Raw genomic sequence first — 25,976 nt, 5'->3', positions numbered from 1 at the left:
ATGACGCAGCGTGATACTCCGAGCTGGCTGGTGCGTGAAGCCGACGTCCCCGGTTACCACCCGGCCAACCACACCGGCACCCTCAACCGCCGGCTGATCAGCCCGGACACCGTGGGTGCCCGCGGGGTGGAAGTCCTGCTGGGCGTGATCGACAAGGGCAAGGGCGCGCTGCCGCATGCGCATCCCGGCATTGAACAGGTCTGCTACCTGATATCGGGCACCGCCCGCGCCCAGGTGCAGGACGAATGGGCCGACATGGGCCCGGGCGACTGTTGTTACTTCCCGCCCGACATCCCCCACGTCTTCACGGTGACGAGCGACGAGCCGGCCCGGCTGCTGGTCATCTACACGCCCCCGTACGAAGAATCCCCCGACCGCGTAATACGCGATTTTCCGGCGTCACCCTCGGCCGCTTGACGCGGCTTGACCCAGGCAGCGGCCGCAGAGCCGCGCCGCATTCCATAAAAACAGGAGACACACCCATGCAATCCCTACGCCTGCTGGGCGCCGCGCTAGTGAGCGGCGCCGCCTTGATGGCCGCTGGCCCCGCGCACGCCGCCGATTACCCCACCAAGCCCATCACCCTCGTGGTGCCCTTTCCCGCCGGATCCGGCACGGACGCCGTGGGACGCATCTTCGGGGCCGAACTGTCGACCCTCCTTGGCCAGCAGGTCGTGGTCGAGAACAAGCCCGGCGCCAACGCGACGATCGCGGCCAACTACGTGGCGCGCGCCAAGCCGGACGGCTACACGCTCTTCGTCACCACCAACACGTCCCATTCGGCCGCGCCGTGGCTGATGAAGAACGTGCCATACGACCCGGTGAAGGATTTCACCCCCATCGCGCGGGGCGGCAACCTGCCCTTCATCCTGGTCGTGAACCCGAAGCGCTCCTGGAAGACGGTGGCTGACCTGGTGGCCGACGCCAAGAAGAATCCCGGCCGCATCACCTATGCCAGCGGCAACAGCACGGGCATCGTCGCCGGCGCAACACTGGCCAACCGCGCCAAGATCGATATCCTGCACGTGCCCTACAAAGGCACGCCGCAGAGCCTGACGGACGTGGTGGGCGGCCAGGTGGACTTCATGTTTACCGATCTGGCCTCGGGCCTGCCGTTCGTGCAGTCGGGGCAATTGCGCGCCCTGGCCGTGTCCACGGCCGAGCGCAGCGCCATCGTGCCCGACCTGCCATCGATGGCCGAGGCGGGCGTGCCCGACTTCGACCTGAATTCCTGGAATGGTTACTTCGGCCCGGCCGGCATGCCGCCCGAGATCGTGGCCAAGCTGAATGCGGCCATCAACAAGATCGCCGCGAATCCCGACACGAAAAAGCGCCTGGCGGGACTGGGATTTGATGCGTTCTCCAGCACCCCCGAGGCCTTCGCCCAGTTCGTCGGCGAACAGCGCGACCTGTGGGGCAAGCTGATCCGCGACGCGGGGATCGAGCAGCAATGATCGACCAGCCCCTGCCCGACACGCCGGCCGCCGGGCCGCTCGCCGGCGTGCGCATTCTGGACCTGAGCTCGGTGGTGATGGGGCCGTATGCGACCCAGGTCCTGGCGGACCTGGGCGCGGACGTCATCAAGGTGGAGTCGCCGGCGGGGGACAACATGCGGGCCGTCGGCCCCATGCGCAACCCGGGCATGGGGCATCTGTACCTGCACCTGAACCGCAACAAGCGGTCGATCGTCCTGGACCTGAAGACCCCCGAGGGCCGGGAGGCCTGCCTGAAACTGGCGGAAGGCTGCGACGCCCTGCTCTACAACATCCGCCCGCAGGCGATGGCGCGGCTGGGGCTGTCGTACGAAGCGGTGGCCGCGCGCAACCCGCGAATTGTCTATGTCGGCGCTTATGGATTCGGCGAGGCCGGCCCCTATGCCGGCCGCCCCGCCTACGACGACCTGATCCAGGGACAGACCGGCATTGCCGCGCTGTCCGCGCAGCAGAGCGGCGATGTGCCGCGCTATGCGCCGCTGACGCTGGCTGACCGGGCGGTCGGCCTGCACGTCGGCATCGCGCTGGTATCCGCGGTGCTGGGCGCCCGCACGCTCGGCCGCGGCCAGCAGGTGGAGATCCCGATGTTCGAGGGCATGGCGCACCTGGTGCTGGGCGACCACCTGGGCGGCGCGACCTTTGAGCCGCCGATGGGTCCCACGGGCTACGCGCGCCTCTTGGCGCCGCATCGCCGGCCGTACGCCACCGCGGACGGATACATCTGCCTGCTGATCTACAACGACAAGCACTGGCGCAACTTCTTCGCATTGATCGGGCGTCCCGAGCTGTCGCAGGATCCGCGCTTTTGCACGCACGGCGCCCGCGCGGCGCACATCAGCGAGGTCTACGCCTTCGTGGCCGAGGTGATCGCCACCCGCCCGAGCCAGGACTGGCTGACGGAACTGGCGCGCGCCGACATTCCCGCCTCGCAGCTCTACACCATCGACGGCCTGCTGCAGGACGAGCACCTGACCGCCACCGGCTTCATCCAGGAAATGGACCACCCGTCGGAAGGCCGCATTCGCACCACGGGAACGCTGGGCCGCTACGAAGGCACGCCGACTTCGATACGGCGCCCTGCCCCGCGCCTCGGGCAGCACAGCCGCGAGGTGCTGGCCGAGGCGGGCTACGGCCAGGAACAGATCGACGCCATGCTTGCCCGTGGCATTACCCAGGACGGAAACAACGATGGACTTTGAATTCACCCCCGACCAGCTCGCCCTGCGCGACGCGGTTTCCCGCATCTGCGACCGCTACCCCGACGAATACTGGCTGGAACGAGACCGCGAGGGCGGGTTTCCCGAACCCCTGCACGCGGACCTGGCGCGCGACGGCTGGCTGGGCATCGCGATGCCGCAGGAGTACGGCGGCGCGGGCCTGGGCATGACCGAAGCGGCGCTGATGATGCAGACCATCGCCGCGTCGGGTGCGGGCTTTACCGGCGCCTCGGCCGTCCACATGAACATCTTCGGGCTGAATCCGGTCGTGGTGTTCGGCAGCGATGAACAGCGCGGGCGGTGGCTCGAACCGCTGATCGCCGGCCGGGAAAAGGCCTGCTTTGCGGTCACCGAGCCCGACGCGGGGCTGGACACGACCAAACTGAGCACCCGCGCCGTGCGCCAGGGCGACGAATACATCGTCCATGGCCGCAAGATCTGGATTTCGACGGCCCAGGTGGCCAGCAAGATGCTGCTGTTGGCCCGCACCACGCCGCTGTCCGAGGTGGACAAGCCCACGCAGGGCCTGTCGCTCTTCTACACCGACCTGGACCGCGAAAAGATCGAGGTGCGGGAGATTGAAAAAATGGGCCGCAAGGCGGTCGATTCGAACATGCTGTTCATCGATGGCCTGCGGATTCCGGTGGCCGATCGTATCGGCGAGGAAGGCCGCGGCTTTGAATACATCCTGCATGGCTTGAATCCCGAGCGCATCCTGATCGCCGCCGAAGCGGTGGGAATTGGCCGCGCGGCGCTGGACCGGGCGGTCAAGTACGCCGGCGAACGCACCGTGTTCGGCCGCCCCATCGGCAAGAACCAGGGCATCCAGCACCCGCTTGCCCAGGCGTGGATGCAGTTGGAGGCCGCGGACCTGATGGTGTTCAAGGCGGCCAGCCTGTACGACGCGGGCAAGCCCTGCGGCCCGGCCGCCAACTCGGCCAAGTACCTGGCGGCCGAAGCGGGCTACAACGCCTGCCAGACGGCGGTGATGACGCTGGGTGGCATGGGCTACGCGAAGGAGTACCACGTGGAGCGGCTGCTGCGCGAAAGCTTCATCCCCCGCATCGCGCCGGTCAGCCCGCAGCTCATCATGTGTTTCATTGCGGAAAAGGTGCTGGGCCTGCCCAAGTCGTACTAGGCGAGCGCCCCGCCCGCAGGCGGGCGCGGTTCAGGCCTGCTGCTCCAGCCCCGTGCAGGCCGCCCGCAGGATCCGGGCATACGATTCCTGCTCCGGCTCGATCCGGTAGATCGGGCCGCCCACCGAAATGGCGTAGTGTTCGCCGGACAGCGTGACCGGCCACGCGATCGCGCCCACGTCGGCGATCGACTCGCCGCTATTCATGAACCATCCCCGCTGCCGCGAGGCGTCCAGATCCGCGAGCAACGCCTCGCGGGTCACCAGGGTGCGCTCGTTGTAGCGCGTCATGGGGATGCCCGCCAACAGCGCATCGCGCGCCGTGTCATCCAGCAGCGAAAGCAACGCCTTACCCAGCGAATTGGCGTGAACGTCCTTGAACTCGCCGGCAACCGGCGCGTATCGGATCGTATGCGGGGAGTCGAGCACATCCAGGTACACGACACGGCCGTCGGCCGACAGCTTGGCGAAGACCACCGTTTCGCGCGTCGCATCGCGCAGTTCGACCAGGCTGGGATACACCCGGTCCAGGACGGGATCGGCCCGCGCGATGCGCTGGGCCATGGCGAGCAACCGGCCGGTCGGGTAGTAGCCCTGGCGCCGTCCGGTTTCATACAGGTAACCCAGGCTGGTGAGCGTGCGGATCAGCGCCAGGCAGCTGGACACCGGCACATCCAGCAGGCGGGCCAATTCCGACAGGGGCAGCGCGCGTTTCTCGCGGGCGTAGGTTTCGATGATTTCGATAACTCGCAACGCCGTCTTGACACTCATTGCCCGATCCAGACTCTTAGCACGTGAACCATCCAGTTGCGCGGGGCTAAAGTTCGCCCCGAGGGTGCCGTTATGGTAACTGAGAATTTCCTGAAAACAGCGCGTTCTCCGAGACGCCCCCCTCGCCGTTGGAGTGATCATGGCCGTAACCCCGTTAGCCCCCGCAGCGTTCGCGTCGTTACCGGTTTCGACCGTTATCGCCACGCCCGACCCTTCCGCCACCGCCACGCCTGCACCCGCCAGCAGCAACAGCAGCGGCTCCGGCAACGCCACGTCGGATCAGGCCAATGCGCAGAAGATGCCGCTCGATAAGGCGCTGGACGAGATCAACGAACAGATGAAGGCCTGGTCGACCCAGCTTCAGTTCGAGATCGACCCGAATGTGCACCAGGTGGTTGTGTCCGTGATCGACGCCGAGTCGGGTGACGTCCTGCGCACCATCCCCAGCGAAGCGGTGCTCAAGATCGCCAAAATGATCGTGAACATGCAGGGAAACGGTATCAAGACCTCGGCCTGATCCGGCACTTAAAACGCCGTTCGCCAAAGATTGAAGCGGGGCCCGGCAATAGAACCGTCGAAATAGGCCCGCCTTATGCCTTTACCCGGCCGATAGCCGGGACCACATTTTTGTCAGAATTGCATCGCTAGGAAGGAACTTCACATGGCCACCATCACCAACCTCGGTTCGAATTCAGGCTTGCCCCTGGAGGACATCCTCTCGAAGCTGGAAGCTGCCGAGGAAAAGAAGCTGCAGCAGTACACCGTACGGCAGACCAGCTTCGAAACCCGCGTTACGGCATACGGCCAGCTCAAGAGCGCCGTGGAAGCCGTGCAGAAGGCTGCCGCCGCGCTGGGCAAGCCCGAGACGCTGGGCGCCGTGAAAGGCAGCGTGACCGGCGGCGACGCCCTGACCGCGACCGTGGCCGCCGAAGGCGCCGTGGCCGGCCAGTACACGATCAACGTGAAGAACGTTGCCACCTCCCAGACCCTGCAATCGGGCGCGGTCGCCGACCGCAAGGCGTCCAATGGCGCCACCGGTTCCTTTGAAATCGAACTGGCCGACGGCACCAAGAAGACCGTCGACCTGAAGGGCGACACGTCCTTGAACGGCATCGTCAAGGCGGTCAACGCCGACGACTCGCTGGGCGTGCGCGCCACCGTCATCACCGACGGCGACGGCAAGAGCTACCTGATGATGACCGCCAAGGACACGGGCGTGCAGGCGTCGGTCAAGTCCATCACGGTGACGGGCGACCAGTCGCTCAAGGACGTCCTGAACTACAACACCAACGCTGCCGACACCAGCGCGAAGATGACGGCCACCGCCGCTGTCGACGCTGAAATCGACATCAACGGCATCACCGTCAAGAGCGGCACGAACAATATCTCGACCGCCATCGACGGCGTCACGCTCAACCTGTCGTCCAAGACCGAAGCCGGCAAGCCCATCACGCTGAAGCTGGAAAGCGATCCCTCGGTGGCCAGCAAGGCGATCCAGAGCTTCGTGACCGCCTACAACACGCTGCAGACAACGATCAAGAACCTGACGGCTTTCGACGCCGCCGCCGCCACCAACCAGCCGCTGACCGGCGACGGCACGACGCGCGCCATCCAGTCGTCGCTCGCCAGCGCCCTGCAGTTCGTGACGGGCGAAGGCACGCTGCGTTCGCTGGCCGACCTGGGCATCACGACCAACCCGCAGACGCGCCAGCTGACGCTGGACCAAACCAAGCTGGACAAGGCGCTGTCCACGAACGGCGCGGACGTCTCGCGCATGCTGACGGGCGAAAACGGCCTGGCCGCCAATTTTGCAAAGGCGACCAAGGACATCCTGAGCGACACCGGCTCGATCAAGACCAAGACCGACGGTCTGGCCAAGTCGATCGCCAACGTGAAGGATCAGTACACGCGCGCCAAGGCCGCTGGCGAAGCTTCGCTGGAGCTGATGCGCGCGCAGTTCGTCCAGTTGGACAAATTCGTTGCGCAGCAGTCGGTCACGGCCAACTACCTGACGCAGCAGTTCGCGGCCATGAACAAGTCGACGAAGTGATAACCGAGAAGATGCATTAAATGACGTACGCCGCGCGCCGCCCCACAGGCTCATACTCTGTCCGCTCCTACGCCGATATCGGCCTGGAGACCCAAGTGATGAGCGCCACACCGGAAAGGCTGATCACCCTGCTTTACCAGGGTGCGCGCGCGGCAATCGGACAGGCTCGCCTGCATCTGCAGGAAGGGCGGGTTGCCGAGCGCGGCGCTGCTATCACCAAGGCCATCAAGATCGTCGACGAAGGCCTGAAGATGGGCCTGAACATGGAAGCCGGCGGCGACATCGCCGCCAACCTGAGCCGGCTTTACGACTACATCGTCCGCACCCTGCTCATGGCAAACCTGAAAGCCGACGTCGAGCAGTTGGACATTGCGGACCGCCTGCTGGCGGACCTGGCCGACGCCTGGCAGACTTCCATCGATCGGCCTGCCCCGGGCGCAACGCCTTGATGGCCCCCATAACCGCTATTGCCAGCCATCGATCGCCCGAGATTTCTATGACGTCGCTCACCCAGTCTTCCACCATCCTGGAACAGTACCAGGAGATCGCGCTCTCAACGAGCGAGATGTTGACGGCCGCCCAGGCCGGCGACTGGGACACCGCACTCCTGCACGGCCAGCTCTATTGCGAGCAGGTCGAGCGCCTGCGCCATGCCGAACCCGTCAATCCGCTGGACGAAGCCGGGCGCAGCATGAAGTACGACTTACTTGTGCGCATTCTTGAAAACGATGCCATGACGCGCGACCTGGCGCTGCCCCAGTTGGCGCGGCTGGGCGAACTGCTGGGACGCATGAAGCGCCAGCAGACCCTGCTGTCCGCCTACGGCAACCAGGCGCCTGACGAATGAGCATCGGTCCCGCCGCGCTCGGCAACGTCCTGGTGCAGCGGTTGGACGCCGTGCTTGGCACGACGATGTCCGCCGCGAACGCCAACCAGATTTCGGGCGCGCGGCCCGACGCGGTCAGCCAGCCCGGCAGCCCGGAGAAAGCCGGGCCTTCGGACGGCTCGGCGCGCGATACCCGGCAAGGCATACAAACTGGCGGCGCCCGAGGCGACCGCCAGAATACTGTTGTCGACCCCAAAACCGCCGCCGCGCTGGCACTGGCCGCGCGCGGCCTGGTCACCAGCAGCGACACGACCGCGTCGGCCCCGACCACGCTGGGCACGACGGCCCGCACCATCCTGGCCCTGCTTGCCCAATACCCCGAAGCCGCGCCGGCCGTGCAAGGCCGCGCGCCCTTGTGGAGCGCCGATGCGCAGGGCGGACAGCAACCCGGCGGCGCCGCCCCGGGCAGCCAGGCCGGCCCGGCCCAACCCGGCCAACCCGCGCAGGCAGGCCAGCCCGGCCAGCCCGCCGCTGCACCGGCAACCCCGCTGCCCGCTGCCGCCACGTCTGCAGCCACGTCTGCCGCTACCCCGGGCGCTACCCCGGGCGCTGCCCCTTCTGCGGCCGCAGACGCCGCCAGCGCCAAGCCGGCCACGTATCCGGCAGGACAAACTGGTGGCGCGAAAGGCGCCGACGCCGTCTCGCACGCCTCGCTTGCCGCCGGCGGCCCGTCTGCCCGCGCCCTCGGCCAGGCCTTGCGCAATGCGTTGCAGACCAGCGGCCTGTTCTACGAATCGCACCTGACCGACATGGTCTTTGGCCGCAAGAATCCGTCCACGCTGGAGAACGAGCCGCAAGCCCGGCTGTCTCGCGACACGGCCTCGCACGCCAACGTCCAGGCCCGCGGCCGCACCGAAGCGGGCAACGCCAGCCGGTCCGGCGGCGGCGCCGAGGCGCCGGCGTCCTCGGGCGGCTCGGCGGCATCGTCCACGCCCGGCGCGCCGATCAGCGGCATCCATCAGGATCTGACGGTGCTGGTGCGCCAGCAGCTGGACGTGCTGGCCAATCAGACGGTGAACTGGCAAGGCGAAGCCTGGCCCGGCACGCAGATGGAGTGGGAAGTCGAACGTGACCCCTACGGTGCGGACCGCGAATCGGCGGTTCCCACCTGGGCCACGCGCGTGAAGCTGGATCTGCCGCGCCTGGGTTTGGTGGACGCGCGCCTGAACCTTGCGGGCGACCAGATCGTGCTGCAGCTCATTGCGCCGCACAGCGCCTCCGAGATCAACGACTCCTCGGACATGCTACGCTCGCGCCTTCTGGCTGCCGGCCTGACCCTGAGCAATCTGACGGTAAGCGTGGTTGAACCCCGCCCCGTCATCCCGACCGATTTCTGATGAACACCCCTTCCTCCCCCGCGGACGCCGGCCCGAACGCCAACCGCAACGCGGCGGTCGCCATCTCGTACGACGAAAGCGACGGCGCGCCCCGCGTGGTGGCCAAGGGCTACGGCCAGCTGGCGGACACGATTGTCCGCGCGGCCGAGGAAAACGGACTGTACGTGCACGAATCGCGCGAACTGGTGGGCTTGCTCATGCAGGTCGACCTGGACGCGCATATTCCCCCCCAACTCTATGTCGCGGTGGCAGAATTGCTCGCCTGGCTCTACCGCCTGGAATCGCGCGACATACCCCAGGCCGCGCGGCCCGAAATCTCTACCTAAGGACGATCACCGTGTTGGATGCCGCCGATCCGGAATTCCTGCTGACCCGGCCGGAAGACATGCGCTCAGCCCTTTTCGAGCTGACGCACCCCGACAGCCACATCCTGGTGCGCGATGCCGCGGACCGCGAGATTGCCGTGCTGATCCTGGGAGCCGACAAGCAGACGCGCCAGTTCTTCTGGCGCCCGCGCGACTACGATGGCGCGGACTTCGAGCAGTCGGACAGCATGGGCCTCTTGAGCGGTACGAACTTCCACTTCCACGCCACCGCCTATGGCGGCGTGCAGATCCGCTTTCGCGTCCAGCGTCCTGACGTCATCCACTTCGATGACGGCAGCGCGGCGCTGATGTCGCCCTTCCCCGATCGCCTGGCCCGCATCCAGCGGCGCAAAATGTTCCGCGCCTCGATGATCACCAGCGCCAACCGGTGCTTCGCCACATGGCAAGCGGCGCCGGCGGACAAGCCGGTAGGTTTCACCGTGCGCGACATTTCAGTGGACGGCGTGGGCCTGCGCGTGGGACTGGCCGTGGGCGAGCTGCCCGAGCGCGGCACGGTGATGCAAGACGTGGAGCTGGATTTTGGCGAACTGGGCAAGCTGAGCGCCGACCTGGAGGTGCGCAACATCTATCCGGTGTCGGGCCAGCCGATGGCCGCCGCCGACGGCAGCGACGGTGAAGCGCCCAAGCACGTGTCACTGACGGGCGAACCCCCGGTCAGCCATGTGGGCGCCCTCTTCATGAACCTGAACGCCCGCCAGGAAAACTGGCTGCAGCAGGTGGTGTGGCGCCTGGAGAAAGGCGCGCAGCGCAACTGAAACGGCGTCTTGCGAGCACATGGCGTGCCCCTGATGGCGCGCCCCTCATGGCGCCGCCGCAACGCAAAAGGCCTTCCCCGCGGGGAAGGCCTTTGAACTGCTTGCCGGCCTTACACGGCCATCGACGAGATTTCCTTGTAGGCCGCAACCAGCTTGTTGCGCACCTGGACCGCCGTCTGAAAGCCCAGGCTGGCCTTCTGCAGGTCGATCATGACGTCGTTGAGCGAGATATCGGGCGCGCCCAGCTCGAAGGCCTTGGCCTGGTTGCTGGCGGCGTTCTGGGCGGAGGTCACGCGACGGATGGAGCGCTGCAGTTCCGCGGCAAAACCGTCGGGTTGCGCGACGCCCTCGCCGGCGGACAGATTACCCGTCTCCGCCTTGTTCACGACCGCGCGCATCTGCTGGAGCATGCCTTCGATGCCGGACAAGCCTGATACAGCCATTACCTATTCCTTGCTGGTGGGGGATTACGCCAAATTGAAGACGCAGCGTAACGCCGATCGGGGCGGTCCATAGCCGACAAGAACCGCCAAAAAACCCGACATTTCAACGAATGCGAACGTCCCCCGCCGGGGATGCGGCCCCGGTTTGCGCCTCGTCATCGACATAGGGCTTAAGTAACGCCAAAAAACGGCTGTTTTCATCGATTGGGATTGGTGTCTCAGGGGCAATAATCCACGCTCTCCCCAGACCAGAAGCACGTTGCATGTGTAATCGGCCCTACCCAGACATGAAGTCATTTTCCCTGCTCCGCGAAGCCAGCGGGAGCCGTCAATGAATCAGCAGGCTACCCTGAGCTCGTCGCTTCTGGCCAAGTTCCCTGTGCTGGAACGGGTCCGCGCGCTTCCCAAGCCCGTCCTGCTCGGCGCCGCCGCGGCCCTTGTCGCGGTGATCGTCGCCGTGGTCATGTGGAGCAGCGAACCGAAGTACAAGGTGCTGTTCTCGAACCTGGACGACCGTGACGGCGGCGCCATCGTGACGGCCCTGGGCACGATGAACGTGCCCTACCGCTACAACGAAAACGGCACCGCGCTGCTGGTGCCCGCCGACCGCGTCTATGACGCCCGGCTGCAACTGGCCTCGCAAGGCCTGCCGCGCGGCGGCTCCGTCGGCTTCGAGCTGATGGACAACGCCCGCTTCGGCGCCAGCCAGTTTGCGGAACAGATCAACTACCAGCGCGGTCTGGAGGGCGAGCTGGCCCGTTCGATCGAAGCCATGAACACCGTGCAGCACGCCCGCGTCCACCTGGCCATGCCGCGCCAGTCGCTGTTCGTGCGCGAGCGCCAGGCGCCCACCGCCTCCGTGCTGCTGAACCTGTACCCGGGCCGCAGCCTGAGCGATGCGCAGGTGTCCGCGATCTCCTGGCTGGTGGCTTCCAGCGTGCCGGAACTGACCGCCGAAAGCGTGTCCATCGTCGACCAGAACGGCCGCCTGCTGTCCGCCCCGCTGGGCGAAGGCCGCGGCATGGACGCCGACCAGCTTCGCTTCGTGCGCGAGATCGAGCAGCGTACCGTCGAGCGCATCCTCACCATCCTGAATCCCCTGGTCGGCCCCGGCAACGTGCACGCCCAGGCCACCGCCGACGTCGACTTCTCGCGCCGCGAGGAAACGTCCGAGGTCTACCGTCCGAACCAGGAACCTGGCCAGGCCGCCGTTCGCAGCCAGCAGACCAGCGATTCCACCCAGCGTGGCGTCGGCCCCGCCCAAGGCGTGCCCGGCGCGCTGTCGAACCAGGCGCCCGCCAACGCGCAGGCGCCGATCACCAATCCCCCGCAGCAACAGCCGCCCCGCCCGGGCCAGCCCCCGCAGGCGGCCAACGCGCAGCAGCAACAACAGCAGCAGCAGACCGGCACGCAGGCCCCCGCCGGCAACCTGAACGAACGCCGCGACGCGACGACGAACTACGAAGTCGACCGCACCATCAGCCACATCAAGCAGCCCGTGGGCAACCTCAAGCGCATGTCGGTGGCCGTGGTCGTGAACTACGTGCGCGACAAGGACGGCGAACTGCAGGCCTTGCCGCCCGAGGAACTGAACAAGCTCACCAACCTGGTGCGCGAGGCAATGGGCTATTCCGAAGGCCGTGGCGACTCGCTGAACCTGGTCAACAGCCAGTTCAACGATGGCCCGCCGCCGCTGCCGATGTGGCGCGATCCGGAAATGATCTCGCTGTTCAAGACGATCCTGCTCTGGCTGGTCGGTGGCGTCCTGGCCCTGTGGCTGTACCGCAAGGTTCGCCGCTCGGTCACCGAGTACCTGTACCCGCCGGTCGATCCGGAACAGGCCGAAGCCGAGCGCGCCGAAGCCGCCCGCGAGGCCCAGGACCTGGCCCGCGCCAAGGAAACCGATCGCTATCAGGACAACCTTGAACGCGCTCGCACCATGGCCAACAAGGATCCGCGCGCCGTCGCGATGGTCCTGCGCACCTGGATGACCAAAGATGAAAAATGATTCCCTGCCAATGGACGGCATGACGCGCAGCGCCGTCCTGATGATGTCGCTGGGCGAAGACGCCGCGGCCGAAGTGTTCAAGTACCTGAGCGCCCGTGAAGTGCAGCAGGTCGGCGCCGCGATGGCGAGCCTGAAGCAGGTCACGCGCAACGACGTCGCCGTCGTGCTGGAAGAGTTCCGCCAGGAAGCCGACCAGTTCATGGCCGTGACGCTGGGCTCGGACGACTACATCCGCAGCGTCCTGACCAAGGCGCTGGGCAGCGACCGCGCGGCCGGCCTGATCGAGGACATCCTGGAAGCCGGCGACGGCGGCAGCGGCATCGACGCGCTGAACTGGCTGGATCCGAACACCGTGGCCGAGCTGATCGGCGACGAGCACCCGCAGATCATCGCGACCATCCTGGTGCACCTGGAGCGCGACCGCGCCGCGGGCGTGCTGGCGCTGTTGACCGACCGCCTGCGCAACGACGTCATGCTGCGCATCGCCACGTTCGGCGGCGTGCAGCCGGCCGCGCTGTCCGAGCTGACCGAAGTGCTGAACTCCGTGCTGGCCGGCCAGGGCGCCAAGCGCAGCAAGATGGGCGGCGTGCGCACCGCGGCCGAGATCCTGAACATGATGAACTCGACGCAGGAAGAGACCGTGGTCGCCAGCCTGCGCGAACGCGACAACGACCTGGCGCAGAAGATCATCGACGAGATGTTCGTCTTCGACAACCTGCTCGACGTCGAGGACCGCGCGATCCAGCTCATCCTCAAGGAAATCGACAACGACACGCTCATGGTCGCGCTCAAGGGCGCCCAGGAAGAGCTGCGCGCCAAGTTCCTGCGCAACATGTCCAGCCGTGCGGCCGAAATGCTGCGCGAGGACCTGGAAGCCCAGGGCCCGATCCGCATGTCGAAGGTCGAGACCGAACAGAAGAAGATCCTGCAGATCGCCCGCCGCCTGGCGGAAAGCGGCCAGATCGTGCTGGGCAATTCCGGAGACGACGCGTATGTCTGAAGCGGACAACGGCGCGACGACGCTCATCTCGCGCAGCGCCGCCTGGCGGCGCTGGCAGATGCTGTCGTTCGACGAGCCGGCGCCCGTCGAAGTCGAACCCGAGCCGGAACCCGATCCGGGCCCCGATCCCGCCGTGGTGATGGCGCAGTTGCGCGCCCAGGCGATTGCGGAAGGCCACGAGGAAGGCGTGACGCGCGGTCATGCCGCCGGGTTCGAAGCTGGCCAGCAGGCGGGCTATGAGGCCGGTCTTGCCGCCGGCCGCGAAGCCGGCCACGCCGAAGGCCTGGCCCAGGGCCGCGAACAGGGCGCCGCCGAAGCGCAGCGCCTGCATGCGCTGGTGGAAGCCTGCGCCGTCTCGATCGGCGCGCTGGAAGAAAAGATGGGGCAGAGCCTGTTGACGCTGGCCCTGGACATTGCCCAGCAAGTCGTGCGCACCACCCTCGCCGAACAGCCCGACACGGTGGTGAACGCCGTGCGCGACGTGCTGCACATCAATCCGACGGCCGGCGGCCAGATGCGCCTGTGGGCCAATCCGGACGATATCGAACTGATCCGCCTGCACCTGGCCGACGAATTGAAGGAAGGCCACTGGCGCGTGCTGGCCGATGAATCCATTCTGCGTGGCGGCTGCCGCGCCGAGACGCCTTTCGGCGACATCGACGCCACCTTGCAGACCCGCTGGCGCCGCGTGGCCGCCTCGCTCGGCCGCAACGCCTCCTGGGAGGAGCCGGTGTGAACGGCAATCCGGCCTCCGAGCAACCCGGCCAGGCCGGCGCGCCCCTCGCGGGCGCCCCGGCCGTTTCCGCGTCGGCCAAGCCGACCGCACCCGTGCTCGACCGCTGGCAGACGCAGCTTGAGATCGGCTCGATCCGCGCGGCGTCCACCGATCCCTGGCTGGTCAGCGGCAAGATCACGCGCGCAACCGGCCTCGTGCTGCACGCCACCGGCCTGCGCCTGCCCGTCGGCGCCGCCGCCCGCATCGAGATCGCGCGCGGCCACGACCATTGGGCCGACGCCGAAGTCGTGGGCTTTGACGGTCACACGCTGTACCTGATGCCGCAAGCCGACATTTCCGGCCTGCCGCCCGGCGCGCGCGTCGTGCCCGGCGAACCGCCCGTGCAGCGCCAGATTCCGCTGCCGCGCAAGGCCGAACTGAACGGCAACGCCAAGCCCCAGCTTGGCCGCCACCTGCCCGTTGGCAACGCCCTGCTCGGCCGCGTGCTGGACGGCGCGGGCCGTCCGCTCGACGGCCTGGGTCCGCTGACCGGCGCCGAACTGGCGCCCCTGTCTGCCCAACCGATCAACCCGCTGTCGCGCGCGCCCATCGATACGGTGCTGGACACCGGCGTGCGCGCCATCAATGGCCTGCTCACGGTCGGCCGCGGCCAGCGCATGGGCCTGTTCGCCGGTTCCGGCGTCGGTAAATCCGTGCTGCTGGGCATGATGGCCCGCTACACCAAGGCCGACGTGATCGTGGTCGGCCTGATCGGCGAACGGGGCCGTGAAGTCAAGGAATTCATCGAGCACAACCTGGGCCCGGAAGGCCTGGCGCGTTCGGTCGTGGTGGCCGCGCCGGCCGACGTGTCGGCGCTGCTGCGACTGCAAGGCGCCGCGTACGCCACGCGCCTGGCCGAGCATTTCCGCGACCAGGGCCTGGACGTGCTGCTGATCATGGACTCGCTGACCCGCTACGCGATGGCGCAACGGGAAATCGCGCTGGCCATCGGCGAACCGCCCGCCACCAAGGGCTATCCGCCGTCGGTGTTTGCCAAGCTGCCCACGCTGGTGGAACGCGCGGGCATGGGCGCGCCCGGCCCGTCCGGCAAGGCCGGCTCCATCACGGCGTTCTACACCGTGCTGGCCGAGGGCGACGATCAACAGGATCCGATCGCCGACTCGGCGCGCGCGATCCTGGACGGCCACGTCGTGCTGTCGCGCCACCTGGCCGAATCGGGCCACTACCCCGCCATCGACATCGAAGCGTCGATCTCGCGGGCGATGACCTCGCTCATCACGCCGCAGCAGTTCTCCATCGTGCGCCGCTTCAAGCAAAGCCTGTCGCGTTACCAGCGCAACCGCGACCTCATCGCCGTGGGCGCGTACGCCGCCGGCAACGACCCGCAGCTGGACGACGCCATCGCGCGATACCCGCGCCTGGAAGCCTTCCTGCAGCAGGACATCGGCGAGAACGTCGGGTACGAAGACGCCGTCAATCAATTGCGAGCCAGTTTCGAATCACGGGACACTTATGCCTAGCCAACTGCCTCTGGACATGCTGATCAACCTGGCCAAGGAAAGCACGGACGAAGCCGCGCGCCTGCTCGGCCGGCTGACCGCCGAACGCAGCAATGCGCAACGCCAGCTTTCCATGCTGCACGACTACCGCCAGGACTACCTCGAGCGCCTTCAGACGGCGATGACGACCGGCATGGCCGCCAGCGACTGCCACAACTATCAGCGCTTCATCGGCACGCTGGACGACGCGATCGGCCAGCAGCAGGGCGTGCTGCGTCAAGCCGAGGAAAACCTGTCCAAGGGGCAGCTCTATTGGCAGCAGGAAAAACGCAAGCTCAACTCCTACGATGCCCTGGCGCAGCGCGAACAGCGCGCCCAGGCGCTGGTGGAGTCGCGCCGTGAACAGCGCGCCAACGACGAATACTCCGCCCGCCTGGTCCAGCGCCAGGCCAGCGGCATGCAGCATTAAGCAATACCTCACAGGAAGCTTTAGATGACCGCTCCCCTGCCCTTGCCTTCGATAGCGCCGGCCGCTCCGGCGCCGGTCAACGACGCGCGCGGCGCCAAACCGGCTGCCGGGAACAAGAAAGATAAAGGCCCCGCCTTCTCCGACGTCCTGGCGCAACAGCGTCCGGCGCAGAAGCAGCCCAACCAGGCCGCCGACGCCCGCCCCGCGAACGGCAACAGCAAGACGCCGTCCAAGGACGGCAAGCCCGGCGATCCGGCCGCCACGGCCGAAGGCGCCGCCGCCGGCGCCATCAATGACGCGGTGCAGACCGCCGCCCAGGCCGAAGCCGGCGCGCTGGCCGTCGCGGCGCAGCTGCCCGTGGCCCCGTCCGACCTGCCGCAACAGGCCCTGGAGATCGCGGCCCAGGCCGCCGAACAGGTGCAGCTTGCCCGCGGCAATGCCGCTGCGGCCGTCACCGCCATGAACCAGGGCGCCGCCGTGCTGACGGCCGCGCTCAATGCCGCCGACACGTTGGCGCCGCAGGCCGCGCAGCAGACGCCGGTGGCCGCGACCGCCGGCCAGGCGCAAGACGCCGCCGCCCAGATCGCCCGCGACGCCGAGGCCGCGCTGCCGGTCCTCACCGCCGCGGTCAAGCCGGGTTCCGCGCCCGTTGCCCAGGCGCCTGCCGATCCCAAGGCGGCGGTCAAGGCCGAAGCGCCCAAGGCGGCTGCCGACCTGCCACTTCCGCGTGTCGCACGCGAGACGCCCGCGGACCCAGCCGCGCCCGCGCCGCAAGCCCACGTGGCCGACGAAGATCAGCCCGATCTGCTGGCCGGCACGACCCCGCAATTCCAGGCGCCGCAGCATGGCGCCACGCCGCACGAGGCGCTTGGCGCCGCCCTTGCCGCCGCCACCCAGCGGCAGGCCCTGCCGGTCGTCAACCAGGCCGCGCTCGCGCAGCCGGTCGTACCCGTTGTGCTGCAAGTGGCCACGCCCGTCGGCGCCACCCACTGGGGCACCGAGCTTGGCCAGCAGATGGTCATGATGAGCAACAACGTGCGCCAGGGCATGCAGACGGCGGAACTGCGCCTGGATCCCCCGGACCTGGGCCCGCTGCGCGTCAGCCTGAACCTGGCCGATGGCGTGGCCAGCGCCTCGTTCGTGTCGGCGCACGCCTCCGTGCGCCAGGCGATCGAAGTGGCGATTCCGCAGTTGCAGCAGGCGCTCGCCCAGGCCGGCATCTCGCTCGGCCAGACCAGCGTCGGCGAACAGGCCGCGCAGCAGGAATTCGCGCAGCAGAACGGCAGCGGCTCGCAGCGTCAGCAAGGCGGCAATGCCGTCGTCGCGGACGGCGTGGCAGAGTCCGCGCAGCCCGCGGTGACGGTGTCGCGCAACGCCAACGCATTGGTCGACACGTTCGCGTAATGATCCGGCAGCCCGCGCCCGGCAACGGATGCGGGCGGTGCAGCAATAGCTTGAGATACGCGGCTTTCGCCCTGTTTTTCGCCTCCAAGCGGCGGCGTGAATTCGGGCAGAATGCTTTCATCCACTAAGAATCCGTTTTCACCAGCGGCAAACACGCATCGAACTCCAGATGGCGACTATCAAACCCATTCCCGCGCCGGCGCGCGACGCGAAGTCCTCCGGCGGCATTGGCCGCATCCTTCGGCCGCTGCTGGCGATCCTGGTGCTGCTGCTGGTTGCCGCGGCCAGCGCCGGCGCGACCTGGTTCATCACGCAGCGCCTACAGCAGCCGCAAGGCGGCGCCCCGGTGCAGCTTGGCGTGGGCCAGGTGCCTGGCGGCCAACCCGGCCAGCCGGGTCAGCCCGGTCAGGCCGGCGGCGTGCAAGGCCAGCCCGGCCAAGGCCCGCAGGCCACGCCGACGACCTTCGTCGCGCCGTCCGCCACCCCGATCGCCGTGCCCGCGCCCATCTTCGTGCCGATCGAAGCCTTCACGGTCACGCTGCAGAACGCGGACACGGAACGCATCATGCACGTCGGCCTGACCCTGCGCGTGAGCGACGAACAGACCCGCACGCGCCTGGAAAAGTACATGCCCGAAGTGCGCAGCCGCATCCTGATGGTGCTGTCGTCGCAGTCGCCCACCGCCGTGCAGACGCAGCAAGGCAAGAACGACATGGTCGCGGCCATCAAGCAGGCAGTGAACCGTCCCTTCTCGCCCCTGCCTGACGGCCAGTACGTGACCGACGTGCTGTTCACGGCGTTCGTGGTGCAATAAGCATGGCCTACGAGGCGTTTCTTTCGCAGGACGAAGTCGATGCGCTGCTGGCCGGCGTCACCGGCGAGAGCGATAGTAAAAAGGAATCCGACGGCCAGAATGCCGGCGCGCGCGCCTACGACTTGAGCTCGCCCGAGCGCGTCGTACGCCGCCGCATGCAGACGCTGGAGCTCATCAACGAACGCTTTGCGCGCAACATGCGCAACGTTCTGCTGAACTTCATGCGCCGCAGTGCCGACATCACCGTCGGTTCGATCAAGATCCAGAAGTACGCGGACTTCGAGCGCAACCTGCCGGTTCCCAGCAATCTGAACATGATTCAGATGAAGCCGCTGCGCGGCACGGCGCTCTTCACCTACGACCCGAATCTGGTGTTCCTGGTCATCGACAGCCTGTTCGGCGGCGATGGCCGCTACCACACGCGGGTCGAGGGCCGGGACTTCACCACCACCGAACAGCGCATCATCCGGCGCCTGCTCAACCTGACCCTGGAAAGCTACGGCAAGTCCTGGGATCCGGTCTATCCGATCGAGTTCGAGTACGTCCGCTCGGAGATGCACACCAAGTTCGCCAGCATCACCGGCAACAACGAAGTGGTGGTCGTCTCCTCGTTCCACATTGAATTCGGCGCGACTGGCGGCGACCTGAACATCTGCCTGCCTTACTCGATGATCGAGCCGGTGCGCGATCTGCTGACGCGCCCGTTGCAGGAAACGACGCTCGAGGAAGTGGATCAGCGCTGGTCGCAGCAGCTGTCGCGCCAGGTGCGCAGCGCCGACATCGACGTGGTCGCGGAATTTGCCCGCATCCCGTCGTCGATCCGCGAGCTGATGAGCCTGAAGGTCGGCGACGTCCTTCCGGTGGACGTGCCCGAAACCGTCATCGCCCACGTCGACGGCGTGCCGCTGATGGAATGCGGCTACGGCGTCTTCAACGGCCAATACGCCCTGCGCGTACAAAACCTGTTTACCCACGATACAGAACCCAACGAGGCCTCTGACCATGACTGACAAGAACGAGCCCGGCACTGGCTCGTCCCCGGCCGACGACTGGGCCGACGCGCTCGCCGAACAATCCCGCGCCAACCCGCCCACGCAAGCCGACGGTCTGAAGCCGCAGGACGACTGGGCCGCCGCGATGGCGGAACAGGCCGCCACGCCGGCGGCGGCTGCCCCCGCGCCCGCCGCCCCGGCCCCGGCCGCCGCACCCGCTGCGCCCGCGCAATCCGCGGCGCAATCGGTGTTCAAGCCGCTGGCCGGCGCCACGTCCGGCCAAGGCACCGACATCGACCTCATCATGGACGTTCCCGTCCAGTTGACGGTCGAGCTGGGCCGCACCCGCCTGACCATCAAGAACCTGCTCCAGCTGGGCCAGGGCTCCGTGGTCGAACTCGACGGCCTGGCCGGCGAGCCGATGGACATCTTCGTCAACGGCTACCTGATCGCCCAGGGCGAAGTCGTGGTCGTCGAAGAAAAGTACGGCATCCGCCTGACCGACATCATCACCCCGTCCGAGCGGATCAACCGCTTGAACAACCGTCGTTGAACCCTGGCGCCATGACCGAACCTGCTCTGCTGCGCGTCATCGTCGGCCTCGTGCTGGTGGTGGCCGCCATCCTGGTCTCGGCGTGGCTTGCCAAGCGCGCCGGACTGGTGCAACGCGGCGGCGGCAATCTGCTGCGCCAGGTTGCCAGCCTGCCGGTCGGTCCGCGCCAAAGCGTCGTCGTCGTCGAGATCGAAGACACCTGGCTGGTGGTGGGCGTTGGCCCGAACCAGCTCACCACCCTGCATACCCTGCCCGCCGGCCAGTTGCCGGAGGGTTCGCCTTTGCCCACGGCCGCCTTTGCGGCCAAGCTGGGCCAGGCACTCAAGCGCCGCTAAGGCACACCGCCCCGGCGCGAATCAAGCGATACCCATGAGTTTGCCTACCCGCACGACATTCGCACGCGCCGGCCAGCGCGCGCTGCCCATGCTGGCCGCCGCCGCGGTGCTGGGCCTGGCCTTCTTCCCGGCCGGCGTCGTGGCCCAGGCCACGCTGCCCGCCCTGACGGCCACGCCGGGCGCGGACGGCTCGCAGACGTACTCGCTCAGCATGCAGACCATGCTGCTGATGACGTCGCTGTCCTTCCTGCCGGCGGCGCTGCTGATGATGACGGGCTTCACGCGCATCATCATCGTGCTGGGCCTGCTGCGCAGCGCGATGGGCACCGCGATGTCGCCGCCCAACCACGTGCTGATCGGCCTGGCGCTGTTCCTGACCTTCTATACGATGTCGCCGGTGTTCGACAAGATCTACACCGACGCCTACAAGCCCTTGTCCGAAGGGACGATCCAGTTCGAGGCCGCGGTCGAACGCGCCGCCGGTCCCCTACGCACGTTCATGTTGCACCAGACGCGCGAGAACGACCTGTCGCTGTTCGCCAACCTGGCCAAACAGCCGGCGCTGGAAGACCCCTCGCAGGTGCCGATGCGCATCCTGGTGCCGGCCTTCATCACCAGCGAACTGAAAACCGCCTTCCAGATCGGATTCACGATCTTCATTCCCTTCCTCATCATCGACCTGGTGGTTGCCAGCGTGCTGATGGCGCTGGGCATGATGATGGTGCCGCCCGTCACCGTGGCGCTGCCGTTCAAGCTGATGCTGTTCGTGCTGGCCGACGGCTGGAACCTGCTCATGGGCTCGCTTGCCCAGAGCTTCTACCAGTAACGCCGCAAGGAGATCGCCATGACTGCCGAAACCGTCATGACCATGACCTACCAGGCGATGAAGGTCGTCCTGGCGATGGCCGGTCCCCTGCTCCTCGTCACGCTGGTGGTGGGTCTGGTCATCAGCATTTTCCAGGCCGCCACGCAGATCAACGAAATGACGCTGTCGTTCATTCCGAAGCTGCTGGCCATGTGCGGCGTGCTGGTGCTGCTGGGCCCGTGGCTGATCGGCGTCATGGTCGACTACATCCGGCAGCTCATCGGCCAGATCCCCATGCTGGTGTCCTGAGCGGCGCCCGCCGCCGGACACGGGTTGCCACGCCATGTTCTCTTTCACGCTCGAGCAGCTCAACGGCTGGGTCGGCCAGTTTCTCTGGCCGTTCGTGCGTATCCTGGCGCTCGTGGCCACCGCCCCCCTGTTCTCCGAATCGCTCATTCCCGTCAAGGTCAAGATTGGCCTGGCTTTCGTGCTGGCCGTGGCGATCGGGCACGCGCTCGATGCCATGCCGCCGGTGGCGCCCGGATCGTACGCGGGCCTCTGGATGGTGATGCAGCAGGTGCTGATCGGCATCGCCATGGGCTTTACGATGCGCATCGTGTTCGCGGCGGTGCAGACCGCGGGGGAGTTCGTGGGACTGCAGATGGGTCTGTCGTTCGCGTCGTTCTTCGATCCCAGCTCGGGCGCCAACACCGCCGTGCTGTCGCGCCTGTTCAACATCGTCGCGATGCTGACCTTCCTGGCGCTGGACGGCCACCTTCTCGTCCTGGCGGCCCTGGTGCGGTCCTTCGATACCTTGCCGATTGCCACGATCCAGCTGCACCAGAATGGCTGGGGCACGGTCGTCGAATGGGGCAAGACGGTGTTCGTGTCGGGCCTGCTGCTGGCGCTGCCGCTGATCTGCGCGCTGCTCACCATCAACCTGGCGATGGGCATCCTGAACCGCGCCGCCCAGCAGCTTTCCGTGTTCTCGGTGGGCTTTCCCGTCACGCTCATCATCGGCGTGACGGTGTTGACCATCGTGCTGCCTCACGCCGGCCCGTTCCTGGAATCGCTCTTCGAATCGGGCCTGACCGCGATGAGCCGCGTCGTGGACGCCCTGGCGGGACGCTAGCGGGGCCGGCGAGCGGCCCGCCCCGCCTGCCGCTCAGTGCTGGCCCACCACGCGGAAGACGCGGATGGTCTCGCGCAGCGCGCCCGACTGATTGCCCAACTGCGTCACCGCGCCGCCCAACTCCTGCACGAGGGCCGTGTTCTGCTCGGTCATCACGTCCATCTGCGAGACCGCGGTGTCCACCTGCTCGATGCCGGTCGACTGTTCCTGCGAGGCGCGCGAGATCTCGCTGATGATGGCCGTGACGCGGTGCACGGCGTCCACGATCTCCTGCATCGTCGCGCCAGCCTGTTCGGCCTGTGCCGAGCCTTCCGTCACGCGATCGACCGAGTCCTCGATCAGCGACTTCACTTCCTTGGCCGCCTGCGCGCTCTTTTGCGCCAGGCTGCGCACCTCGCCCGCCACCACCGCAAAGCCCTTGCCGGATTCGCCGGCCCGGGCCGCTTCCACCGCCGCATTCAGCGCCAGGATGTTGGTCTGGAAGGCGATGCCTTCGATGATGCTGACGATGTCGGCGATCTTGCGCGAGCTGTCTGAAATGCCGTGCATGGTGTTGACCACCTGCCCCACGGCCACGCCGCCGCGCCGCGCGACGTCCATGCTGCTGGCGGCCAGGTCGTTCGCCTGCCGCGCGTTGTCGGCGTTCTGACGAACGGTCGAGGTCAGTTGCTGCATGCTGGCGGCGGTCTGCTGCAACGACGCCGCCTGCCCCTGAGTGCGGCCGGCCAGCTCCTGGTTGCCGCGGGCAATGTCCACGGCAGCGTGCGTCGTGCCTTCGATGCCGCGGTACACATCGTACGCGATGCCGATCAGGCTCTTGCGCATCACTTCCAGCGAAAACTTCAGGCTGCCCACCTCGTCATCCGACTCGGGCACGATCTGCGTGGTGAGATTGCCGGCCGCTACCTGGCGCGCCATGTTGGCCGCGTCCAGCATCGGATCCAGGAGCGAACGCGCCAGGCTCCAGCTCATGCCGTAGATGGCGGCAACGGCCAGCGCTATCGCGCCGCAGCCCAGCCCCGCGCCCCACGGCGACAGGCTGTCCCAATTGGCGTGCAGCCCATAGGAGCCCGCCGCGGCGACGAAGCCGGCCGTCAGCGTGGCGTGGCGCAGCATGCGGTTGCGCACGCCGGACCGGAACGGAAACGCCAGCACGTCCAGCCCGCGTCGCCAGCCGGCGCGCACGGGGCGGCCGCGCAGGATGCGCACGCCCTTGGCCGTGCCCTCGCGCATGCGCGCATAGAGTTCCTCGGCCATCTCGACCTGCTCTTCCGACGGGCGCACGCGCACCGACGAATAAGCCACGACCTCGCCGTTCTCGACAATCGGCGTGGCGTTGGCCAGCACCCAGTAAAAGCCGCCATCCTTGCGGCGGTTCTTGACGACCCCCAGCCAGGACTCGCCAGCCTCCAGGGTCTCCCAAAGATCCGCGTAGGCCTCCGGGGGCATGTCGGGATGGCGCACGATGTTGTGCGGCTTGCCGATGAGTTCGTCGCGCGTGAAGCCGCTGACATCGACGAACGCAGGGTTGGCATAGACGATGCGGCCCTTGGTATCCGTGCGCGAGATCAGGTATTGATCCTCGCGCAGCTTGGTTTCCACATTGGTGACGGGTAGGTTGACGCGCACGGCTTGTCTCCGGGTTTACAACATATACGACAGCAGATTGAGCGGCATGCAACGGTCGCGATGCGAGGCAACGGTGCACTCCCGCGGGCTTGGTCTGGCGCCCGATCCCCCGGTCACCATCGATCACTGTGTTTTCGGCCTGACGCATCAGGCGTTGCCAATGTTTACGGTCATAAAGCAGAAAACTTAACGTGCTTATGACCGCGATCAACGTCCTTATAACCGCTGGAAATAAGTCACGCGATGGCTGCCGGATCCGAGCATTGCGGACGTAAAAAAGCCGCGCCCGATCCCGCATTTGCGGGATCGGGCGCGGCCCGGAACAACAACGATCAGTTCAGCGACGGCGCGGCATAGCCGCCGAGCTGATGCGCAGGCACTTCAATGACTTCGCCCGCGTTGATCTTGAACACGGCCACTGCTTCGGCCAGGCGCTGAGCCTGTTCCTGCAGCGATCCGGCGGCGGCCGCGGCCTCTTCCACCAGCGCCGCGTTCTGCTGCGTCACTTCGTCCATCTGCGAAACCGCGCGGTTCACCTGGTCAATGCCGCTGGACTGTTCCTCGGACGCCGCCGAGATCTCGCCCATGATGTCCGTCACACGCTTCACCGACGCCACGATTTCCTGCATGGTCGCGCCGGCGCGTTGCACCTGCTGCGAACCGGCGCCCACCTTGGAGACCGAGTCCTCGATCAGACCCTTGATTTCCTTGGCGGCCTGGGCGCTGCGCTGCGCCAGCGAGCGCACTTCGCCCGCCACCACCGCAAAGCCCTTGCCCTGTTCACCGGCACGCGCGGCTTCCACCGCCGCGTTCAGCGCCAGGATGTTGGTCTGGAACGCGATGCCGTCGATCACCGACACGATCTCGGAAATCTTGCGCGAGCTGGCCGAAATGCCTTCCATGGTGTTGACCACTTCCGACACGGCGGAGCCGCCGCGTTCGGCCACATCAGACGCGCTGGCCGCCAGCTGGTTGGCCTGGCGCGCGTTGTCGGCGTTCTGCTTCACGGTCGAGGCCAGCTCTTCCATCGAGGCAGCGGTCTCTTCCAGCGAAGCGGCCTGCTCTTCCGTGCGGCTGGACAGATCCGTGTTGCCCGCGGAAATCTCGCGCGAGCCCACCGTGATCTCGTCCACGCCGCGGCGCACCGTCGACACCGTGCGCGTCAGGCTTTCCTGCATGCGCTTGAGGGCGGCGAACAGCTGGCCGATTTCGTTGTGCGAACGCACTTCCACACGGCCCGTCAGGTCGCCGGCGGCGATCTTGTCGAAGTGCTGGCCGGCCTCGACCAAGGGGCGCACGACCAGGCGGCCGAACAGGATGCGGGCAAGCACCATCAACAAGAGGGCCAGCGCCACGGCAATGCCCACGGCGATCATGGCCAGCTTGAAGTTCGCTTCGGCCTGATCGATCGTCTGGCGCTGCTGATCGGCGATGTACTTGTCGAACTGAGCGATTGCCTCGATGAAGGCGGCGCTGCGCGGCGTGCCGTATTCGTTGTTCACCATGTAGAACGTCGAATAGTCTTCGCTGCGCAGGGCTTCGACCATCGTGTCCACGCCGTCGTCGATGTACGAGCGATAGCGGCGCACCAGGTTCATCGACAGCTGGCGGCCGGTGTCGTCCTCGAGCATGTTCTTCTGGAAATCGGCGAAGCGGCTGCGCACGCCGGTCAGGAGGTCGGTGGAACCCTTGAGCGCGGCGGCCGCGTCACGCGCCGAGTTCTCGCCGCTGCCCCAGCCGGACTCCTGCAGGTGACGGGCGGCCACCATCAGGCCAACGCGTGCACGCAGCATGTCGCTGTTGATGATCTCGACCTGCTTGGCGCGCTCGGTCAGCGCATTGACCTCTCGGATCGATTCATAGTTGCTTTGCAGGAAGTAGGCGGCCAAGCCCCCCACTGCTGCGATCAGCAGCGCGAAAAACGCCATCACCCACAGCAGCATCGTGCCGACGCGCGCATCGCGCAGCCTCAGTTTGCGCTTGACCTTGGGTGCGCGCGCGGCTTTTTTCTTGCCCGCCTTGCCGGCCTTTGCGCCGGATTCGAGACTCGCTTCCATTTATTTCCCCATCCCTCAGGAACTGCTCTGACCAAATGAAAAACCACCCGTGGGACACGCCCTGTTACAC

The 25,976-nt window shown here is 67.0% G+C and carries 28 protein-coding genes; 24 read left to right on the top strand and 4 right to left on the bottom strand.

Annotated features, from left to right (window positions below; translation table 11 throughout):
- The 4 genes from H4P35_RS10980 to H4P35_RS10965 all read left to right on the top strand — a co-directional run bounded on the left by H4P35_RS10980 (position 1) and on the right by H4P35_RS10965 (position 3,848).
- The gene (locus H4P35_RS10980) at positions 1–417 is read left to right on the top strand and encodes a cupin domain-containing protein (protein WP_142055697.1); all 417 of its coding nucleotides are present in this window, start codon (positions 1–3) and stop codon (positions 415–417) included.
- Between the two features lie 65 nt (positions 418–482).
- Positions 483–1,454 (top strand): tripartite tricarboxylate transporter substrate binding protein, encoded by a 972-nt coding sequence (locus H4P35_RS10975; RefSeq protein WP_226849022.1) that lies wholly within the window; start codon positions 483–485, stop codon positions 1,452–1,454.
- Positions 1,451–2,692, top strand: a complete 1,242-nt coding sequence (locus H4P35_RS10970) for a CaiB/BaiF CoA-transferase family protein (RefSeq protein ID WP_180099241.1) — start codon at positions 1,451–1,453, stop codon at positions 2,690–2,692. The genes H4P35_RS10975 and H4P35_RS10970 overlap by 4 nt, the downstream gene beginning before the upstream one ends.
- Positions 2,682–3,848 carry an acyl-CoA dehydrogenase family protein gene (locus H4P35_RS10965; RefSeq protein ID WP_142055701.1) on the top strand — a complete coding sequence of 389 codons (1,167 nt, stop codon included), beginning with the start codon at positions 2,682–2,684 and terminating at the stop codon, positions 3,846–3,848. The genes H4P35_RS10970 and H4P35_RS10965 overlap by 11 nt, the downstream gene beginning before the upstream one ends.
- A 30-nt stretch (positions 3,849–3,878) precedes the next feature.
- On the opposite strand, the gene H4P35_RS10960 is transcribed toward H4P35_RS10965, so the two are convergent.
- Positions 3,879–4,616 (bottom strand): IclR family transcriptional regulator, encoded by a 738-nt coding sequence (locus H4P35_RS10960; RefSeq protein WP_142055703.1) that lies wholly within the window; start codon positions 4,614–4,616, stop codon positions 3,879–3,881.
- Between the two features lie 139 nt (positions 4,617–4,755).
- Here H4P35_RS10960 and H4P35_RS10955 point away from each other — a divergent pair, with 139 nt between their 5' ends.
- From H4P35_RS10955 to H4P35_RS10925, 7 genes are all read left to right on the top strand, one after another.
- A complete protein-coding gene (locus H4P35_RS10955) occupies positions 4,756–5,133 on the top strand; it encodes a flagellar protein FlaG (RefSeq protein ID WP_056316709.1) in 378 nt (125 codons plus the stop codon).
- Positions 5,134–5,277: 144 nt separating this feature from the next.
- Positions 5,278–6,666, top strand: a complete 1,389-nt coding sequence (fliD, locus tag H4P35_RS10950) for a flagellar filament capping protein FliD (RefSeq protein WP_226849020.1) — start codon at positions 5,278–5,280, stop codon at positions 6,664–6,666.
- A gap of 20 nt (positions 6,667–6,686) precedes the next feature.
- Entirely contained in the window at positions 6,687–7,115 is a 429-nt protein-coding gene (gene fliS, locus H4P35_RS10945; RefSeq protein ID WP_056316703.1) for a flagellar export chaperone FliS, read from the top strand.
- A 47-nt stretch (positions 7,116–7,162) separates the two neighbouring features.
- Positions 7,163–7,513 (top strand): flagellar protein FliT, encoded by a 351-nt coding sequence (locus H4P35_RS10940; protein ID WP_056316700.1) that lies wholly within the window; start codon positions 7,163–7,165, stop codon positions 7,511–7,513.
- Positions 7,510–8,889: a flagellar hook-length control protein FliK gene (locus H4P35_RS10935; RefSeq protein WP_226849019.1), complete on the top strand. Its 1,380-nt coding sequence runs from the start codon at positions 7,510–7,512 to the stop codon at positions 8,887–8,889. Before H4P35_RS10940 ends, H4P35_RS10935 begins: the two co-directional genes overlap by 4 nt.
- Positions 8,889–9,215, top strand: a complete 327-nt coding sequence (locus tag H4P35_RS10930; RefSeq protein WP_056316694.1) for an EscU/YscU/HrcU family type III secretion system export apparatus switch protein — start codon at positions 8,889–8,891, stop codon at positions 9,213–9,215. Before H4P35_RS10935 ends, H4P35_RS10930 begins: the two co-directional genes overlap by 1 nt.
- An 11-nt stretch (positions 9,216–9,226) precedes the next feature.
- Positions 9,227–10,030, top strand: coding sequence for a flagellar brake protein (locus H4P35_RS10925; protein ID WP_370638965.1), 804 nt, complete (start codon positions 9,227–9,229; stop codon positions 10,028–10,030).
- Positions 10,031–10,140: 110 nt separating this feature from the next.
- Here the strand turns inward: H4P35_RS10925 and fliE are convergent, their stop codons facing one another.
- Positions 10,141–10,473 (bottom strand): flagellar hook-basal body complex protein FliE, encoded by a 333-nt coding sequence (fliE, locus tag H4P35_RS10920; protein ID WP_180099237.1) that lies wholly within the window; start codon positions 10,471–10,473, stop codon positions 10,141–10,143.
- A 331-nt stretch (positions 10,474–10,804) separates the two neighbouring features.
- Here fliE and fliF point away from each other — a divergent pair, with 331 nt between their 5' ends.
- The 13 genes from fliF to fliR all read left to right on the top strand — a co-directional run bounded on the left by fliF (position 10,805) and on the right by fliR (position 22,220).
- Positions 10,805–12,481, top strand: coding sequence for a flagellar basal-body MS-ring/collar protein FliF (gene fliF, locus H4P35_RS10915; protein WP_226849018.1), 1,677 nt, complete (start codon positions 10,805–10,807; stop codon positions 12,479–12,481).
- On the top strand, positions 12,471–13,481 hold the full coding sequence (gene fliG, locus H4P35_RS10910; protein ID WP_056316680.1) for a flagellar motor switch protein FliG: 1,011 nt from the start codon (positions 12,471–12,473) through the stop codon (positions 13,479–13,481). The genes fliF and fliG overlap by 11 nt, the downstream gene beginning before the upstream one ends.
- Positions 13,474–14,217 carry a flagellar assembly protein FliH gene (fliH, locus tag H4P35_RS10905; protein WP_226849017.1) on the top strand — a complete coding sequence of 248 codons (744 nt, stop codon included), beginning with the start codon at positions 13,474–13,476 and terminating at the stop codon, positions 14,215–14,217. Before fliG ends, fliH begins: the two co-directional genes overlap by 8 nt.
- Positions 14,218–14,309: 92 nt before the next feature.
- Positions 14,310–15,737, top strand: coding sequence for a flagellar protein export ATPase FliI (gene fliI / locus H4P35_RS10900; protein WP_056318674.1), 1,428 nt, complete (start codon positions 14,310–14,312; stop codon positions 15,735–15,737).
- A complete protein-coding gene (gene fliJ / locus H4P35_RS10895) occupies positions 15,730–16,185 on the top strand; it encodes a flagellar export protein FliJ (protein ID WP_056316675.1) in 456 nt (151 codons plus the stop codon). The genes fliI and fliJ overlap by 8 nt, the downstream gene beginning before the upstream one ends.
- 24 nt (positions 16,186–16,209) lie before the next feature.
- Positions 16,210–17,589 (top strand): flagellar hook-length control protein FliK, encoded by a 1,380-nt coding sequence (locus H4P35_RS10890; RefSeq protein WP_226849016.1) that lies wholly within the window; start codon positions 16,210–16,212, stop codon positions 17,587–17,589.
- Between the two features lie 169 nt (positions 17,590–17,758).
- A complete protein-coding gene (fliL, locus tag H4P35_RS10885; protein ID WP_056316670.1) occupies positions 17,759–18,403 on the top strand; it encodes a flagellar basal body-associated protein FliL in 645 nt (214 codons plus the stop codon).
- A 2-nt stretch (positions 18,404–18,405) separates the two neighbouring features.
- Complete coding sequence (gene fliM, locus H4P35_RS10880) at positions 18,406–19,413, top strand: flagellar motor switch protein FliM (RefSeq protein WP_152384178.1); 1,008 nt, start codon at positions 18,406–18,408, stop codon at positions 19,411–19,413.
- Positions 19,406–19,948, top strand: coding sequence for a flagellar motor switch protein FliN (gene fliN / locus H4P35_RS10875; RefSeq protein ID WP_056316662.1), 543 nt, complete (start codon positions 19,406–19,408; stop codon positions 19,946–19,948). Before fliM ends, fliN begins: the two co-directional genes overlap by 8 nt.
- Positions 19,949–19,959: 11 nt before the next feature.
- Positions 19,960–20,283, top strand: a complete 324-nt coding sequence (fliO, locus tag H4P35_RS10870) for a flagellar biosynthetic protein FliO (RefSeq protein WP_056316659.1) — start codon at positions 19,960–19,962, stop codon at positions 20,281–20,283.
- Positions 20,284–20,317: 34 nt separating this feature from the next.
- On the top strand, positions 20,318–21,109 hold the full coding sequence (fliP, locus tag H4P35_RS10865; RefSeq protein ID WP_369818491.1) for a flagellar type III secretion system pore protein FliP: 792 nt from the start codon (positions 20,318–20,320) through the stop codon (positions 21,107–21,109).
- A gap of 18 nt (positions 21,110–21,127) precedes the next feature.
- Complete coding sequence (gene fliQ, locus H4P35_RS10860) at positions 21,128–21,397, top strand: flagellar biosynthesis protein FliQ (protein ID WP_056316656.1); 270 nt, start codon at positions 21,128–21,130, stop codon at positions 21,395–21,397.
- Between the two features lie 34 nt (positions 21,398–21,431).
- Positions 21,432–22,220: a flagellar biosynthetic protein FliR gene (gene fliR / locus H4P35_RS10855; RefSeq protein WP_226849014.1), complete on the top strand. Its 789-nt coding sequence runs from the start codon at positions 21,432–21,434 to the stop codon at positions 22,218–22,220.
- A gap of 33 nt (positions 22,221–22,253) precedes the next feature.
- Here fliR and H4P35_RS10850 read toward each other — a convergent pair whose 3' ends face one another.
- Positions 22,254–23,849 carry a PAS domain-containing methyl-accepting chemotaxis protein gene (locus H4P35_RS10850; RefSeq protein WP_226849012.1) on the bottom strand — a complete coding sequence of 532 codons (1,596 nt, stop codon included), beginning with the start codon at positions 23,847–23,849 and terminating at the stop codon, positions 22,254–22,256.
- Positions 23,850–24,181: 332 nt separating this feature from the next.
- On the bottom strand, positions 24,182–25,906 hold the full coding sequence (locus tag H4P35_RS10845; RefSeq protein WP_062840925.1) for a methyl-accepting chemotaxis protein: 1,725 nt from the start codon (positions 25,904–25,906) through the stop codon (positions 24,182–24,184).
- Between the last annotated feature and the right edge of the window lie 70 nt (positions 25,907–25,976).

It is taken from the genome of Achromobacter sp. 77 (assembly GCF_020541125.1).
Lineage (GTDB): Bacteria > Pseudomonadota > Gammaproteobacteria > Burkholderiales > Burkholderiaceae_B > Achromobacter > Achromobacter mucicolens.
This window is presented reverse-complemented; position numbering and strand designations above follow the sequence as displayed.